Origin of the sequence: Bartonella kosoyi (genome assembly GCF_003606325.2) — a bacterium.
In the GTDB taxonomy this organism is placed as follows: domain Bacteria; phylum Pseudomonadota; class Alphaproteobacteria; order Rhizobiales; family Rhizobiaceae; genus Bartonella; species Bartonella kosoyi.
Genome location: NZ_CP031843.2, coordinates 340,752 through 356,857, shown reverse-complemented (window position 1 = coordinate 356,857; position 16,106 = coordinate 340,752). Strand labels below are relative to the sequence as shown.

At 37.0% G+C, this 16,106-nt stretch carries 6 protein-coding genes; 3 read left to right on the top strand and 3 right to left on the bottom strand.

The window, feature by feature from the left end:
- Positions 1-2,214: 2,214 nt before the first annotated feature.
- Both D1093_RS01560 and D1093_RS01555 read right to left on the bottom strand, forming a co-directional pair.
- On the bottom strand, positions 2,215-6,867 hold the full coding sequence (locus D1093_RS01560; RefSeq protein ID WP_120100217.1) for a translocation/assembly module TamB domain-containing protein: 4,653 nt from the start codon (positions 6,865-6,867) through the stop codon (positions 2,215-2,217).
- The gene (locus D1093_RS01555; RefSeq protein ID WP_120100216.1) at positions 6,867-8,831 is read right to left on the bottom strand and encodes an autotransporter assembly complex protein TamA; all 1,965 of its coding nucleotides are present in this window, start codon (positions 8,829-8,831) and stop codon (positions 6,867-6,869) included. Before D1093_RS01555 ends, D1093_RS01560 begins: the two co-directional genes overlap by 1 nt.
- Before the next feature lie 403 nt (positions 8,832-9,234).
- Between D1093_RS01555 and D1093_RS01550 the strand changes: the two genes are divergently transcribed.
- A complete protein-coding gene (locus tag D1093_RS01550) occupies positions 9,235-10,767 on the top strand; it encodes a YifB family Mg chelatase-like AAA ATPase (protein WP_120100214.1) in 1,533 nt (510 codons plus the stop codon).
- Between the two features lie 11 nt (positions 10,768-10,778).
- On the opposite strand, the gene D1093_RS01545 is transcribed toward D1093_RS01550, so the two are convergent.
- Entirely contained in the window at positions 10,779-11,693 is a 915-nt protein-coding gene (locus tag D1093_RS01545; protein WP_120102276.1) for an ABC transporter substrate-binding protein, read from the bottom strand.
- Positions 11,694-12,750: 1,057 nt separating this feature from the next.
- On the opposite strand from D1093_RS01545, the gene gyrB reads away from it, so the two are divergent.
- Complete coding sequence (gyrB, locus tag D1093_RS01540; protein WP_120100212.1) at positions 12,751-15,201, top strand: DNA topoisomerase (ATP-hydrolyzing) subunit B; 2,451 nt, start codon at positions 12,751-12,753, stop codon at positions 15,199-15,201.
- Positions 15,202-15,321: 120 nt separating this feature from the next.
- Entirely contained in the window at positions 15,322-16,104 is a 783-nt protein-coding gene (gene ubiE, locus D1093_RS01535) for a bifunctional demethylmenaquinone methyltransferase/2-methoxy-6-polyprenyl-1,4-benzoquinol methylase UbiE (RefSeq protein WP_120100211.1), read from the top strand.
- The last annotated feature ends 2 nt before the right edge of the window (positions 16,105-16,106 follow it).

Here is a 16,106-nt window from a genome sequence, read left to right as displayed (position 1 = left end):
CCATTTTCAAAAGCAGAATCACCAAGGAAAAGTATTATTTCAATTAAGAATTGGCAAAGAATTTATGGTTTATCGAGAATAAACTTCTTGGATTTAGACAAAACATTCTCTTTTGTTTTGTTGAATGCAATTGATTTTTAACAATGAAACTTGAGAAAAAAACTTCTTCTCTTTTTAAAAAAGTAATGAAACATTCGTAAATTTTGCGAATCCTAAAGGAGAATAAAGTTTTTAAAAAATTCCACGAAAGAGGAAGAATCTAGATTGATGCCACCTTTATCCATATTTATCTCTCCACTAATAATTTTTTCCTCTTAACACCTTGAAAATAAAAATATTTCTACTCAACCTAATTTATAAAAAATCCAGATTTTTATTGAATTCGTTCTACCCGATAACAACTTATGTGATTCACTTACAAAGCTCAACGAACAAAGCCACCCATTTACCACATGCTTTCAAAACACTTGATCAAAAAGGCTACACGCCTTACTATCACTAGACCTCAAATAACAGTCTTTTATGGTACAGCAGGATAAACTACCAATTACAAAAAGTGTGCTGTAAATTATAGATACACTCAATGTAAAAAAAGACTGAAAAAATAAGAAAAGATTTATTATAAAACTTTTTACTGTTGTAGATTGCTTGAGAGCAAGCTTTTCTGTTTTATCTTCGCCTCTAGAAGCTAAAATGATATTCCTCAAATACCTTAACTTCTTGAAGCGCTTGTACATGCACAACGTTATTTCTGATATAAAGCTATAATTTCAATATGCTCAAAAAACAGATGAAAAGCAAAACAAAATTTCTCTTCTTTCTAACCGTTTAAATAGAAAAATACGATATAAGTTTGATAAATATTTTTACAAAAAATATCTTTTGATATATATATTAACATATTGATTTGTAATCATAATTTATTATTTTCATCTCAGATAAAAGATACAATGTCATTTGCCTATTTCTTCTTTACATTTACGATGAAACAATCAAAAGCACTTGTGGTACATCATAAAAAAACATTGGTGTATCTATAAAAACGCTTAAAATAAGCAATAAAAATACCTCTACGCTTTCAAGTGCAAAAGTTATCGGCAGACATGAGAAGCTGAAAATAGAATGATAATGCCAACTTATATCTTTATTAAATACTTATATTTTTATTGATAACGGTAGTATGGATTTTATACCATCATAAGAGATACTTTATCTTATTTCACAAGCAGTATTGTGAAATAGACTCAAGCCTACACGGAAAAATGTTTCTTTAAAACAAGCATAAGCATATGAATTTGCAACATAATGGTGTTCTATTTTAGGAACTGTTCATTATAGGAAAAGTGATCTCATTCAAAAACACAATAAACAAAAATTTAAAACAATAGATCACTTTTTATTATTAAAAATATTGCTTTAAATACGTTTGCAAATGAAATCGATATCTTCTGAATTCTACACGTGCCTCACGCTTTTGTTTGTCTTGCTCTTTAATGGAGACACGTCCTTCACGTTAAATAGAAATGCCATTGCATTGCAAATTCATGGGCTTGTTTTAAAGATATGTCTCGCAACGTTCTCCCAAGTTCATTTCGCGAAAACCTGCATGAATTGTACAACGATCAATCCATTGAGCGCCCCTATCTTTACGCTTACGGAGTAACAAACCGGTACCATTCACATTATTTTGCCAACTCGTGGGTGTTGCTACAGCCCTTAGCTCTCGAGATGGTTCATAGGAGGTATTTTGCCATTGCTTAATTGTTTTTATCCACGCGGGGCTTCCCCACTTGTAACATGCAAGCGAATAGTTTTGAGTGATTCAACATGAAAGAGATTTGTAATGAATGAGAAAATCTTATGGCATTCAACGTTAAAAGTTCTAACTCAAGTTGCATAACAATAAACTATCTTTATGAAGTCAATATTTTGCATGAGTTATACTCTTTAGGCAACAGTATGAAATGGGCTTGAGAACAAGGTTTAAGTATTTCTCTAAAATTACGTATAGATTAGCAAAGTAACATACTCTCTTTTGTGAAGATTTTGTCTCTTTAGAAGACGTCATAAAGAAAAAATCGAATATTTTAGATCGTTCTCTTCACATCGCAATAAAACATTTCTCCTTTAGGTGTATTCCTAGTCTAAGCTTCCTTCCTCAACCTTAAAAATGAGAGACAAAAAATAAAGAATTTGTTTTTTAAAATTTAAACTTTAGTAATCCCTTTCATAAAAGAGACCAATACTAGAATTTTGTTCATTTCCTACAGCACCTTTAGCTTTGAGATGACGCGAAATATCCAAATTAATTGTTCCTTTCGTCGTTCCATCAGACCCTGCTTCAAAACCTAAATAAATGTTATTGTGTATATAGCGTCCAATGCGTAAGCCTGTATTACCCTTTTCATTAACAATAACATCAAGATCATCAAGCCCAATTTTAGTGCGTAAAGTGTTCAACAAAGATGTATTAGAAGCCCCCGCAAGATCAGCTGCGGCTGCCGCAAGTTGAGCAATCTGAAATGGCGATAGTTCATTAAGAGAGCGATTAAAAATCAAACGTGCCAAAATCTCATCCTGAGGCAAATTCGGTTGTGAAGAAAAATTAATATCAAGATTATCAATCGTGCCACTTACGGTTACAGTAACGCGAATGTCACCACTGTTATTGTTGCTTACAAAATAAACTGTAGGATTAAGAGTACCGCTAAAACTCGCCTGTCCTTGATCAAAATTAAGACGTTGTGAAAGAATATCAAAACGTCCACGAATCATTCTAAACTCACCCACTGGATGCACATCATTTAATGGACCCGCTAGATTAATGCGTCCTCCCAGTTCAGCATCTAACCCTTTTCCGCGTACAAAAAACTGATTACGTGCTGTAATACGCATATTTGATAGCACAACAGATGACGATTCTTCTGTGACACTAGGGCTTTTGTTCGTGCTCTTAACATCAGCACGTTCAAGTGTTGTTTGAATTGGTTTTGTTAAATTTTTATTTCTGATATCAAGAAACTTAGCATTTTTAAAATGATCAGGAACCACAATTTCAGCTTTTTCAACGATAATATCACCACCAATAACAAGATCACTCAAAAAATGACCTGTCATTTTCATCTCACCTGACAATGTTGCAAGAATCATAGAACCATCATTATAGTTGGCATTATCAAGATGAAAGATCAAATCCGTCTCTAGATCGTGAGAGATACGACCTGAAGCAGAAATTCCCCCCCCCTCAAACGAAGAAGCTGAAGCTTTCTCTATAAGAATATGATCGCCATTTAATTTGCCTTCAAGCGTTATATTATTCAGTCCTACATTAGTTTTTGAATCAAAAAAGCTACCATCGCCTATAGAAATATCTCCTGTCAATTGCGGCTTTGATAACGCACCATTAAGAACTGTATCAATTCTTGCTGTACCCGTTATATTTGCACCACGTTTAGCTAATAAGAGATTAACAAAATCAAGAGGCATTATCCCTTTAACGTTTAATTTTGCCTCTGAACCATTAAGAGAAACAGGCCCATGGATGGAAAGATCTAATCCTTTATCTCCTGTTGCTATCATATTTTCAATGCGAAATGTCGATTTTTTATAAGAACCACGAGCATTTATATTGATTGACATCGGTCCTTTAGGTGTCATAGCAGTTAAATTTTGACTAGAAAAATCAAAATGAGCAGATGGATCTTTCATTGTCCCCCCAATATCAACTTTGCCTATCAACGTCCCATCAAATGCTTGTCCTGCAATAAAACTATTTGCCAAACGTGCAGATAAATTTTGCAAATTGATATGGAAATCAAGCTTGTCTTTGTCTAAAGATACAAGCCCCTGAGCTTGTGCTTGTGCTCCTTCTCCTGTTAAACTTGCATTCAAAGTAAGATTTTGATCTAAGGTTTTCCCCGTAGCAGAAAGCGAAAAAGGCATAATTTTTTTATCTTGAAGAGCAACGGTTGTCAGTCCTTCACCTTTTATATCGTAGATTATATCGGGTTTTTTAAAATGCCCACGAATCATAACCTGTCCTGTTACACTCCCTGCGGCTCCAAGATCGGATTTCCACAGATTGGCTAAAGTAGCAGGAAGAGAATCTATGTTAAGTTGCAAATTCAGAGTATCTTGAATATTCCCTGCAAGGGTAATTTTACCGCCATTTATTGCAATTCCTAATTCATTAATTGCCATTCCATCTTTATCAAAAATAATTATCGATGGTTTCGGCAGCGTTGCATGAAGATTGTGTTGATTTAAATCCATGGTTGCAATTTGCACTTCTCGTTTTACGCCTTCTGGAAATTCCATAGCCATCATACGACCAGAAAGATGAGCCTTGAGAGTGTCATGCAACATTGCTTGAACAGTAAAAACCGTTTGTTCATTATCTCTATTAGCGTGCGCATTTAAATGATTGACCATTATAAAAGGTGTTTGAATATGTTCTGCATTGATAACACCCTCAAACTGAGTCACGCCAAAAGGATCAAATATATCAGCATCTATTGCTAATTTTTTTATTTTATTCTTAGCAAAATTCAAATGGTTAACATGCGCCTTCATATTGGCTATCTGTTTGCCATTTTGTTCATCAAAAATAAAATCTCCTTTTACTTTTCCACTCCCATCCTGCAAAAATAACGCTGAAAGTACTGAAATATCATCGGCATCAATATGCAACGCTCCTTTTAAAAAACCTCCAAGTTGTTGAGAAATATCACCCGTTATTTTTGCACTTCCCCCTTTAATATCAATATTTTCAAGTTTCCTTATTTTCTGAGAATTTTGAAAAGAAGCAGATAAATGCAGAGGTTTATGAGCAAAAATTCCTTCACCTTTTACCTCTCCTGTTAAAGAAGTAATCGGTGCTGTATTATCTACAAATGCCTTTATATTAAATGTTGTGTTTTGAAGTTTCTTCCCAACGACTAACGCTTCAGCAATATGAGCACTTGTATTGAGTTTTATATGGCTATTGCGCCCTCTTGCTGTCCCTTGAATGGTAAGTACACCGCTTATCTTCGGATCTAATTTGGCCAAATCTAATATTTGAGCAGACAAATCCATTTTAGCATTTTCATCTGAAAAATAACCATCAGCCTTTATATTTGCATATTGATTTTTCAAATTCAAATGACGTAAAGTGAAGCCATTCATATTTCGAGCCGCGCCACCTGAAAGAGTGATATTTCCTTTGAATAAACGATCAAAAGGCTGCACGCCTATTTTCATATTTTCAGCTATCCCTGATAATTTGAGATCAAAAGTACCATTCAATAAACCGAGAGTCCCCTTGGCTTTAATATCTGCACTACCAGAGAGCGGTTGTTTATTGAATATTTCCAAAGGAGTTAATGTTTGAGCTTTTAAACCAAGATCGCCTTTAAAGATAAAATGCTCCATTGTCCCTTTTAACCAAGAAGAAAACCCCTGAGCCGTAACACTAAAATCATGAATCAAAATTGGTTTATGCGAAACAATATCCGTATCTAAATGCATATGAACCACTTGGCTTAAATCTTCTACCAATGTTCCTTTAATCTTTTTAACTCCTTGAAGCGTTCCATTAACCTGAACACCAACATGACGAGAAGCCGCATTATCAAGATTTTCGCTTACTCCCCCCATATCAAAAACAGCATCGCGAATATAAATATTTTTATTGCTCAAATGATGTACAATCAACCGCCCATTCCAAGATTGCTGTCCTTCGCGACCATAGTCAATGTTTAAAGAAATATTATTTGCAGGTTTTGGCGTTTTTGATAAAGGTAAATGAACAGAGTCCTTTTCCTTATCAAAAGCCATTTTGCCATCGACAAAAAGCCGCCGCAAAAATCCATCAGCTGTTATTTCAGCATTGGCTAAAACATTCATTTCTTTGCTCTGAAGTACCATCTGATCAAGATGTGTCACACCTTCTCTTGTTCTCTTTGCCTCTGCTCTTAACGTTATACCAGACGTAAAAATGTCACGATATTGAGAAGGCATTAAAGGACTCAGTATACCCTCTAGTCGCGTAGAAAAATTGTATCCTTCTGAAACACTTGCAAGAATAATATTACCATCTAAAACAGAATGATGATCGGCTTCTAAAGAAAGTTTGATAACCAAATCATCAAAAGTACCCTTACCTTTAATGACGAAGTTTAATGCAGGGCGTTTTTCAATATTCAAAACATTTGCCAAAATACCGTTTTGTGGTTCATCAGCAGAGATATCAATGTGAGCTGTACGATTGTTCTCTGATATCTTGGTAACAACAGAAAAAGACCCTGGTGCATCTAAACGATGCGCCACCATATCAATATCAAAATGACCACTCGCCAAAGTGAAATTGCCTGCCAAGGACATATCAGCAGAAAAACCAAAAAGATTCTGCTCAAACATCACATGTTGAGCTGTAAATGTATTGATCGAAAGAGCAAGCGGCAATTTTGGTAAAGAAAACCTACCCGTCTCAAGAGAAGAAATAAGAGAAGAATTGCCTTGTGGTTTGCGTAAAAACGTAACCTGTTCTGCCGAAAGTTGATTAATATCTATCCGCCCTCTTAGCAAGGCTAGACGATTCCAATCCATTTTGGCATTGGTAATTTTAAGCCAAACCCCCTTTTTATCACTGACAGTAATCGCATCAATTGATGTTTGAGAAGATAGCGCTCCTTGCATATTGTGTAAGCGAACTTGACGATTAGGCGCTGAAAGCTTGCTTTCAATTAAAGAAACAAACCATGAACGATCATCTGCTGTCTCTTCGCTAGAAGGAAGACGGTCTTGTCTTTGTGCAAGAACAAAACCACCGACCAAAAAAAACACAAATCCAAAGAAGAAAGCTGATAAACGTACACTTTTTTTCATTAAAATGCTTGCCCTATACCCACATAAAAACCAATGCGAGGATCACCCTGCTCCCTTTTTAAAGGAAAGGCTAAATCAACGCGTAAAGGACCAAGACCCGTCATATAGCGACCTCCTATACCAGCTCCCCATTTAATTTTTTGAGAAAAATCAAATTTCGCCTTTTCTCCTACGAGACCTCCATCAAGAAAACTGACAAATCCTATTTTATCATTTAAAGAAACACGCAATTCTGCCGATCCCTCAATAAGCGCCCGTCCGCCAACAATCGCATCATTTTCTATTTTGACACCAATATTACGATAAGCATAACCACGAACAGAGCCACCACCTCCAGCAAAAAAGAGCGTATCTGCAGGGACTTGTGCTTTATCACTCCCAAGAATTGTACCAAGCTTTGCCCGTGCAGCAAAAACAAAACGATCCCCTTCATCTAGCGCCCAATAAGAACGACCTTCTGCCGTTACTTTTGCAACAAAATTGCTAAAACGCATCTCATAAAAAGGTTCAATGAGAACTTCACCATATAAACCTTTTGTTGCATTAAACTTATTATTACGACTATCGTAAATCAAACCGGTAGGGAAACCAATTGTTGTAAAATTACGACTCCCAAAATAGATATCACGTGAGTAACCATTTGAAATTTCTATAGCAGTCTGTCCCGATAGATGACTATTGAAAATATGCCTAATACCTAATTTCCCTTTTATGGCTTTTGTTGTATAATTTTCTAAAACATCTTGCTGTATTTTTAATTCTGATCTGAGATCTGTATCAGGCGTGAGTACACCAGGTTTTATAAACGTACCACCGAAAAGATAATCAAAATTTTTGAAATTGTATGATTGCTTTTTGTTACTGCCAACACCACTTATTTTTGTTTCAAGTTTAAGGGTCTCTGCGTGACCAAAAAGATTGTTATGCATCCAATAAGCTTCAAAACCAGCACCATCTAATGTTGAATAACTGCCACCTATACCGAAACGACGCGGTTTACGTTCTTGTACAACAAGCATAAGTGGTAAACTGCCATCTGGGTTAATGGTATCAGCCTCACGTATATTGATAGCACGAAAAACTCCAAGGCGTGCAAGACGTTCATTTGCCTTAGCTAACGCATCGGAATCGTATTTCTGACCTAGCTTCAATCCGGTCATCCATGCGATATAATCTGAATCTACACGGGGGTTGTTACTTATATTCCGTACACTTAAAGGACCATAATAAGCCTTTTGTCCAGGATCAACAACAATCCGTCCTTCAATACGCAATGCAGCATGGTCAGCTACGATATCACTTTTCATAATCTTAGCTTTAGCATAACCTTGTTGACGCCATCCTTCTACCGCCCATTTTTCTGCTTTCAAAATGGTTTCAGATTTGGCAATAGCTCCAACTTTATAGCCCAGTTCTTCAATTGTGGGCATTTTATGCACTTTACATTTTTCATAAGGCGCTACTTTATCAATATTTGCAAGACTAAAAACATATTGTGGACCAGCATTAATCGTAATAACGATATTGGATTGTGCTGGAAGTTGCGTTACCGGACTTAAATCAGCGGCTTCTAAACCATTAATTTTAATACTAATAACACCACCGTAACGCCCATCAGCATAAAGAGCAGAAAGAATCGCCCGATAATCTGAACGCGCTTTAGCTAACAAACCAGACGAACTCGCAGATGCTTTCTCTTTATCGGCAAAAAGAGAAGAAACAGATTTAACTATTTTTATACCTTCTAAGGGCGCCCCTGGTGGTGTAACAATGTCAACTTTATAAAATTTCTCTGTATTTTTGACATGCTGTGAAGAAGAATTTGTTTTCTTTTGACCAAAAAGAGAGATGCCCAAAAAATCAAATGCAGCAAGTGGCTGTGGAAAAGAAAAAGCAAAACACAAGCTCATAAATACACAGCGCACAGTTCCTGATTTTAACAAAATTCTTATCTGGTATACCATAAATCAGATACCTTTAATACACTCTGCATTTACTACACTTTAAATAATATAAAATAAGAACGGTAAGTATAACCACTTTGCATACTTTATACGTTTTATCACATCAAATAACACTCTGCGATACATAACGTCCCCCCTCCCCTCATATCTTCACAAAATTTTACCCTGTTGTATCACACAAACAGCCTTATTCCTTTTTCTTAACATATTCATTTAGCTTATTATAAATGTTTTATTGCGCTCCATATTATCATGGTTAAATTTGTACAAATAACTTGCCATGAGAACGCTACAAAAACCTGCGTACGTATATAGATCTTTTCATAAAAAAAACCATAGAGATGCTTCTTGATTTTTATGCGTAGATATGATTGTCTCTCCCAAGTCTAAAGGGGGGAGATAAATGATTGCACGGATTACAACTGTTGCTTTTCGCGGTCTAGAAGCAGTCCCTGTCGATGTACAGGTTATGATTTCGCCCGGTAAAATAGGAATGGCTATTGTTGGATTAGCCGATAAAGCAGTTGCAGAAAGCCGTGAACGTGTACAAGCAGCCCTCCATGCTTGTGGGCTTTCTATGCCAACCAAACGAATTACGATTAATCTTGCACCAGCTGATTTGCCTAAAGAGGGATCGCATTATGATTTGCCAATCGCCGTAGGCTTAATGCTTGCTATGGGAATTCTCCCTCCCGAAGTAGCGCAAGACTATGTTATTTTAGGCGAATTGTCACTGGATGGTTCCCTAACCACTGTTCATGGCGTTTTACCAGCTGCTATGACAGCAGTGTCTCTCGATAAAGGACTGATTTGTCCCTTTCAATGTGGACCTGAAGCAGCATGGGCAAATGCAGAAATGAATATTCTTGCCCCAGAGACCCTTCTCACTATCGTCAATCATTTTAAAGGAACCCAAATTCAAAAACGTCCACAACCGCGCCAATATACTATTGAAACTGAACTTCCAGATCTTTGCGAAATCAAAGGACAAAAAACAGCTAAACGTGCCCTAGAAGTTTGTGCTGCTGGGCGCCATAACCTTTTGTTTGTCGGCCCTCCTGGAGCTGGAAAATCTATGTTGGCGCAACGCTTACCTTCTATTTTACCCCCTCTTGATAGTCGTGAACTTTTAGATGTTTCTCTGATTGCTTCTATTACAGGAGAAACAGTTCATAATACCATTTCACTTCATTGTCCCTTTCGTGCTCCACATCATTCTGCTTCTATGGCAGCAATGATTGGTGGGGGACTTAAAGGACGACCGGGAGAAGTCTCTCTTGCCCATAATGGTGTGTTATTTCTTGATGAATTGCCTGAATTTTCTCCGCAAGTTCTTGATTCTCTTCGTCAACCTTTAGAAAGTGGAGAATCGGTTATAGCCCGCGCTAATCACCATATCAGCTATCCTGCTCGCTTCCAACTCATTGCCGCAATGAATCCTTGCCGATGCGGTATGGCAGGTGAAAAAGGCTATGTTTGTGCTAAAGGAATACGCTGTCAAATCGATTATCAATCCCGTATTTCTGGTCCGCTGCTCGATCGAATTGATTTACGGATTGATGTTCCTGCTTTAACAGCAATGGACCTTATGCAACCAGAGCAATCAGAAAAAAGCTGCGATGTTGCCAAACGCGTCGCACGGTGCCGTACCATTCAAGCCAAACGTTTTGCAACACTAGGGTTTGACCATATCCGAACCAATGGCGATTGCCCTGCTAAAATCATAGAACAAATTGCCATTCCGGATAAAAATGCCGCCATACTCTTACGAGATGTGAGTGAAAAAATGCACCTTTCTGCACGTGCTTATCACCGCATTCTCAAAGTTGCGCGTACGATTGCTGATCTTGATGAAGCCGATAATCTTTCACGCCATCACCTCGCAGAAGCTATCTCTTATCGACTCGGTACGGAAAGATTAACAGCTCTTAACTAAAAAACTATTCATCAGTAAAAACTTATTGGAAAATAACGCAAATAAAGCTCTGTAAGTTTACCATCCTCTTCCAGTGATTTTAGTGCATAATTGAGGATATCAATCAATTTTTCGTTCTTTTTTGCCACAGCAAGCTGCATTCCTTGCCCTAATAACTGTGGTGCCATATATACTCCTCCAACAAAATGGCAGCAATCAACAGATTTTTGACTTTTGACCCATAACGATAAAGCAAATCCATCATCAAAAATAAGGTCAATTTTATGCTCCTGTAAGGCTTTATAGAGCTCTTCTCTCTCTTTAAATCCTTTCCATTGGGCTTTAGGAAAATAATCATGAAAAAGCTGTTCGTGAACACTTTTAGACAAAACACCACTGGTTAAATGGACTAATTGATTGCTTATCGGTTCATCGAGATTTAACTTTCGAGAAGCAAAAAATCGCGCTGGAAAGCGCAAATATGGCTTTGTAAAGACAAGATCTCGCTGGGTTTGACTTGTTTCCTTTAAACCCGCAATAATGACTTCTGCACCACCATTTTTGACATGCTCCACAAGCTCTTTCCAAGGAACCACCTCTACTTCACAAAATTTTTCTAATTTTAATTTTGAACAAATAGCGCGCAATAAATCAATATGATAACCTGCAATATGCCCCGTTTGATCAAGAAAATTAAAGGGGGGAAAATCAAAAGTTGTTACAAAACGCAAACGAATAATATCCGTTGTATCAGGTTGGACCCAATGTTCATGCGAATCAAAAAAAGAAGGCAACCTTTCAGCTATTTCAGCTTCTGCGTAAGAGAAAAATAGAAATCCCCCTGCTATAAATAAAATACGAATAAAAATAGTGTATAAGTTATGGAGTAAAAGATACCGTAAACACCATTGAAGATATTTTACATGTATAAGTTTTCCTATTTTCAAAATCTCTCCCCCATTTTTCAAAGCTAAGACAAAACTCTACTTAGCTATTATCTAACGCACTTCACAAAAATATCTTCCGCTTAATCAATAAAATTCTTGCACTTTTCTAAACTGTTAAAAATTTTAACAATTTTCATATATTTTTTTAAAATACATTGAAAATGCTTCAACTTTTTATCTCAAATGACCTCAATTTTTCTCAAACAAGTATATAAAAAGCAATTTGAGCGAAATGAACCTTATAGCATTCACAAGGTATTTGATGTTATACTCTTCAAATATCGTCGTAACATAAATCTGGAAACATTGAGAGATGCTTCTTAAAAGAAGTGTGTGAATAAGCAACACAATGGCGTTTTATTTTGAATGAGAGATGTAATCGCCATGATGGGAATCACACAAACAAATACACACAATATTCTCACCTCAATTTAACATACAAAAAGTTGAGAAACTTAGAGAACACGTAGTATTAACTTCATTAGAAGTGAAAATTGATTTATCGGTAAGAATGTAAAATCCTCATTAGCGTAGCATAAAGATGCACAACTCATCTTGAAATATTAAGCATATGCAAAAATAAACAACAATATTACTCTTCACATAGATTTTAAAATTTACGTAAAGCTTAATTGATTTTTTCCCCAAATCTTAAAGGAAAAGGATTCATATCAACGTTGGATTATAAACAGTCGGTTTGTCTCGATAAATTACGCTTTTAATTTCTTTTGTCTTCCCATTTATGTGATTCACTTAACTAAAAGCTATATGGATATAAGCACTGCTTTAAATATTCACCACGCATTGTAAAAATACTTTAAATATATCAAAGAGGTACTTACTTGTCTTATATTATCGCCCTAAATGACGGTGTTTTACTGTATAATAGTGTCATATCATTTCATCATTCTCTCCATTATATAGTGACAGATATTGAATCTAGAGCTGATATACGGTAAATGTTTAATGTGGTTATTCCATAAATAACTGATCAGAACATTGAGCTTTAAAAAAGCAGATAGAATATTGTAAATTGAATACAGGAATGGACCAACTTATGAGTGATGAAATAACCTCACCTACACAAAGTACCTCACCGACAAAAGGCGATGACTATGGCGCCGCTTCTATTAAAGTTCTCAAAGGTCTTGATGCTGTACGCAAGCGTCCTGGTATGTATATCGGTGATACGGATGATGGATCAGGGTTACATCATATGGTCTATGAAGTTGTAGACAATGCTATCGATGAAGCTCTAGCTGGTCATGCAACTCTTGTAAACGTCACACTCCATGCTGATGGTTCTTGTTCCGTTCGTGATAATGGACGTGGAATTCCAACAGATATCCACCCAACAGAAGGTATTTCTGCCGCTGAAGTTATCATGACGCAGCTTCATGCCGGTGGAAAATTTGATCAAAACTCTTATAAAGTTTCGGGTGGATTGCACGGTGTTGGTGTCTCTGTTGTGAATGCACTTTCTGTTTGGCTTAAATTACAAATCAGACGAAATGGTAAAATTCATGAAATATCATTTACCCATGGGGTGGCTGATGCTCCATTAAAAGTTGTTGGCGATTGTAATCAAGAAAGTGGAACAGAAATTAGATTTTTACCAAGCTCTGAAACTTTTACTATGGTTGAGTTTGATTTTGAAACTTTAGAGCGCCGTTTACGGGAATTGGCCTTTTTAAATTCTGGGGTTCATATTCTTCTTGTTGACGAGCGTCATGCTGACATTAAAACCGTTGAGTTGCATTATGAAGGCGGATTGATAGAATTTGTCAAATATATTGATCAATCAAAAAAAGCGCTCTTAGATACGCCTATTTACATTGCAAGTGAAAAAGATGGTATGAGCGTTGATGTTGCTCTATGGTGGAATGATTCTTACCATGAAAAAGTGTTATGTTTTACCAATAATATTCCTCAGCGTGATGGTGGAACGCATTTAATCGGTTTTAGAAGTGCTCTTACACGCCAAATTAATGGTTATGCCGAATCTTCAGGGATTGCCAAAAAAGAAAAAGTAAATTTAACCGGTGATGATTGCCGCGAAGGATTAACAGCTATTCTTTCTGTCAAAGTTCCTGATCCTAAATTTTCTTCACAAACAAAAGATAAATTGGTTTCTTCTGAAGTGCGCCCTATTGTTGAAAATTTAGTCAATGAAGGGCTTTCGACATGGCTGGAAGAACATCCTAATGAAGCAAAGCTTCTCATTAGTAAAGTGGTGGAAGCTGCAACAGCACGTGAAGCCGCACGCAAAGCACGTGAACTCACAAGGCGCAAAGGAGCGCTTGATATCACTTCTCTGCCAGGAAAACTTGCCGATTGCCAAGAGCGTGATCCTGCAAAATCAGAAATTTTTATTGTTGAGGGAGATTCGGCAGGTGGTTCAGCAAAAAGTGGGCGCTCACGTCAAAATCAAGCAATTTTACCGCTTCGCGGTAAAATCCTCAATGTTGAACGAGCACGCTTCGACCGTATGCTCTCATCTGATATGATCGGAACACTGATTACAGCTCTTGGAACGTCTATTGGTAAAGATGAATTTTCACCCGATAAATTACGATATCATAAGATTATTATCATGACAGATGCGGATGTTGATGGAGCCCATATCCGCACTCTGCTGCTCACTTTCTTTTTTAGACAAATGCCCGAATTGATTGAACGTGGACATCTTTATATTGCGCAACCACCACTTTATAAAGTATCGCGTGGAAAATCTTCTCAATATATTAAAAATGAAGCAGCCTTTGAAGAATTCTTAATCGATACGGGGCTAGAAGAAACAACCCTCGAGCTTTCAACGGGAGAAGTTCGTGCAGGAGCTGATTTATATCAACTCGCTAAAGATGCTCGTGTATTCCGTCAACTTTTAAATGGTCTTCATACCCGTTATGACCGTAATGTTGTTGAGCAAGCAGCCATTGTTGGCGCTTTTAACCCTGAAGCCTTTGCAACTCAAGAAAAAGCGCAAAAAATAGCAGAGGCTGTCGCACACCGCCTTAATCTGATTGCTGATGATATGGAACAGGGTTGGAGTGGACAATATATAGAAGATGGTAGTTTATGTTTTGAGCGTATTTTGCGTGGTGTTAAAGATGTTATCACACTTGATGCAGGACTTATAAACTCAGCAGACGCACGTCAGATTGATCGCATTTCCCAAAATTTTAGCGACCTGTATCATCCTCCTCTTCTTTTACGCCGTAAAGATAAAACAGAGCGTATTTTTGGACCTATGAGCCTCTTAGAGAGCATTTTTACAAACGGTAAAAAGGGTATTACTCTTCAACGTTATAAAGGTCTTGGAGAAATGAATGCTGAACAACTTTGGGAAACAACACTTGATCCCAATGCGCGTTCTCTTTTACAAGTAAAAATTAATGATGCAACTGATGCAGATTCACTCTTTTCTCGTCTTATGGGTGATGAAGTTGAACCTAGACGTATTTTTATTCAAGACAATGCTTTAAGCGTTGCCAATCTTGATATCTAAAGGTACTCTTCTGTTTTTGGCTGTATAAACGTCGCAGTTTTATGCGTTGTTTTTTCGTATTTGAACATTACCTCTCTATTTCATTTACGATAAGAGAAAATAAGGAAGAAGGTCATATACATGGCAACTGAAACAGAACGTGTAGGAGCCAAAGGGGGTATGGAGCACTCCTTTGGTTTTACAAGAGTTGATGAAACACAAAAACAATCCATGGTGGATGGTGTATTTCATTCTGTTGCTGAAAATTATGACAAGATGAATGATATCTTATCCTTAGGGCTACACCGTGTGTGGAAAAATTCTATGGTTGCATGGCTTTCTCCACCAGCGCTTTCTCATTGGAAAGTTCTTGATGTTGCCGGTGGTACCGGTGATATTGCTTTTCGCATCCTTAAAGCTTCACGTCAAAAAGCCCATGCTACGGTGCTTGATATTAATGGCTCTATGCTCAGCGTTGGCAAACAACGCGCACAAAAAAATGGTCTTGCCCCTCTGGTTGATTTTGTTGAAGCCAATGCAGAACATTTGCCCTTTGAAGACCAAAGCTTTGATGCTTACACCATTGCTTTTGGAATTCGCAATGTTCCTCATATTGATCAAGCCCTTAGAGAAGCTTTTCGTGTTTTAAAGCCTGGTGGGCGTTTCTTATGTTTAGAATTTTCAAATGTCGAGATGCCTTGGCTCGATAAAATTTATGATCTTTGGTCTTTCCATGCTATCCCTAAGCTGGGTCAATTTATTGCAAATGATGGCGATGCTTATCGTTATTTGGTTGAATCTATTCGCAAATTTCCTAAACAAGATGATTTTGCCCATATGATCAAGCAAGCAGGATTTTCACGCGTATCATACCGCAATCTCACCGGTGCGATTGCAGCACTGCATTCAGGTTGGAAAATTTAAAA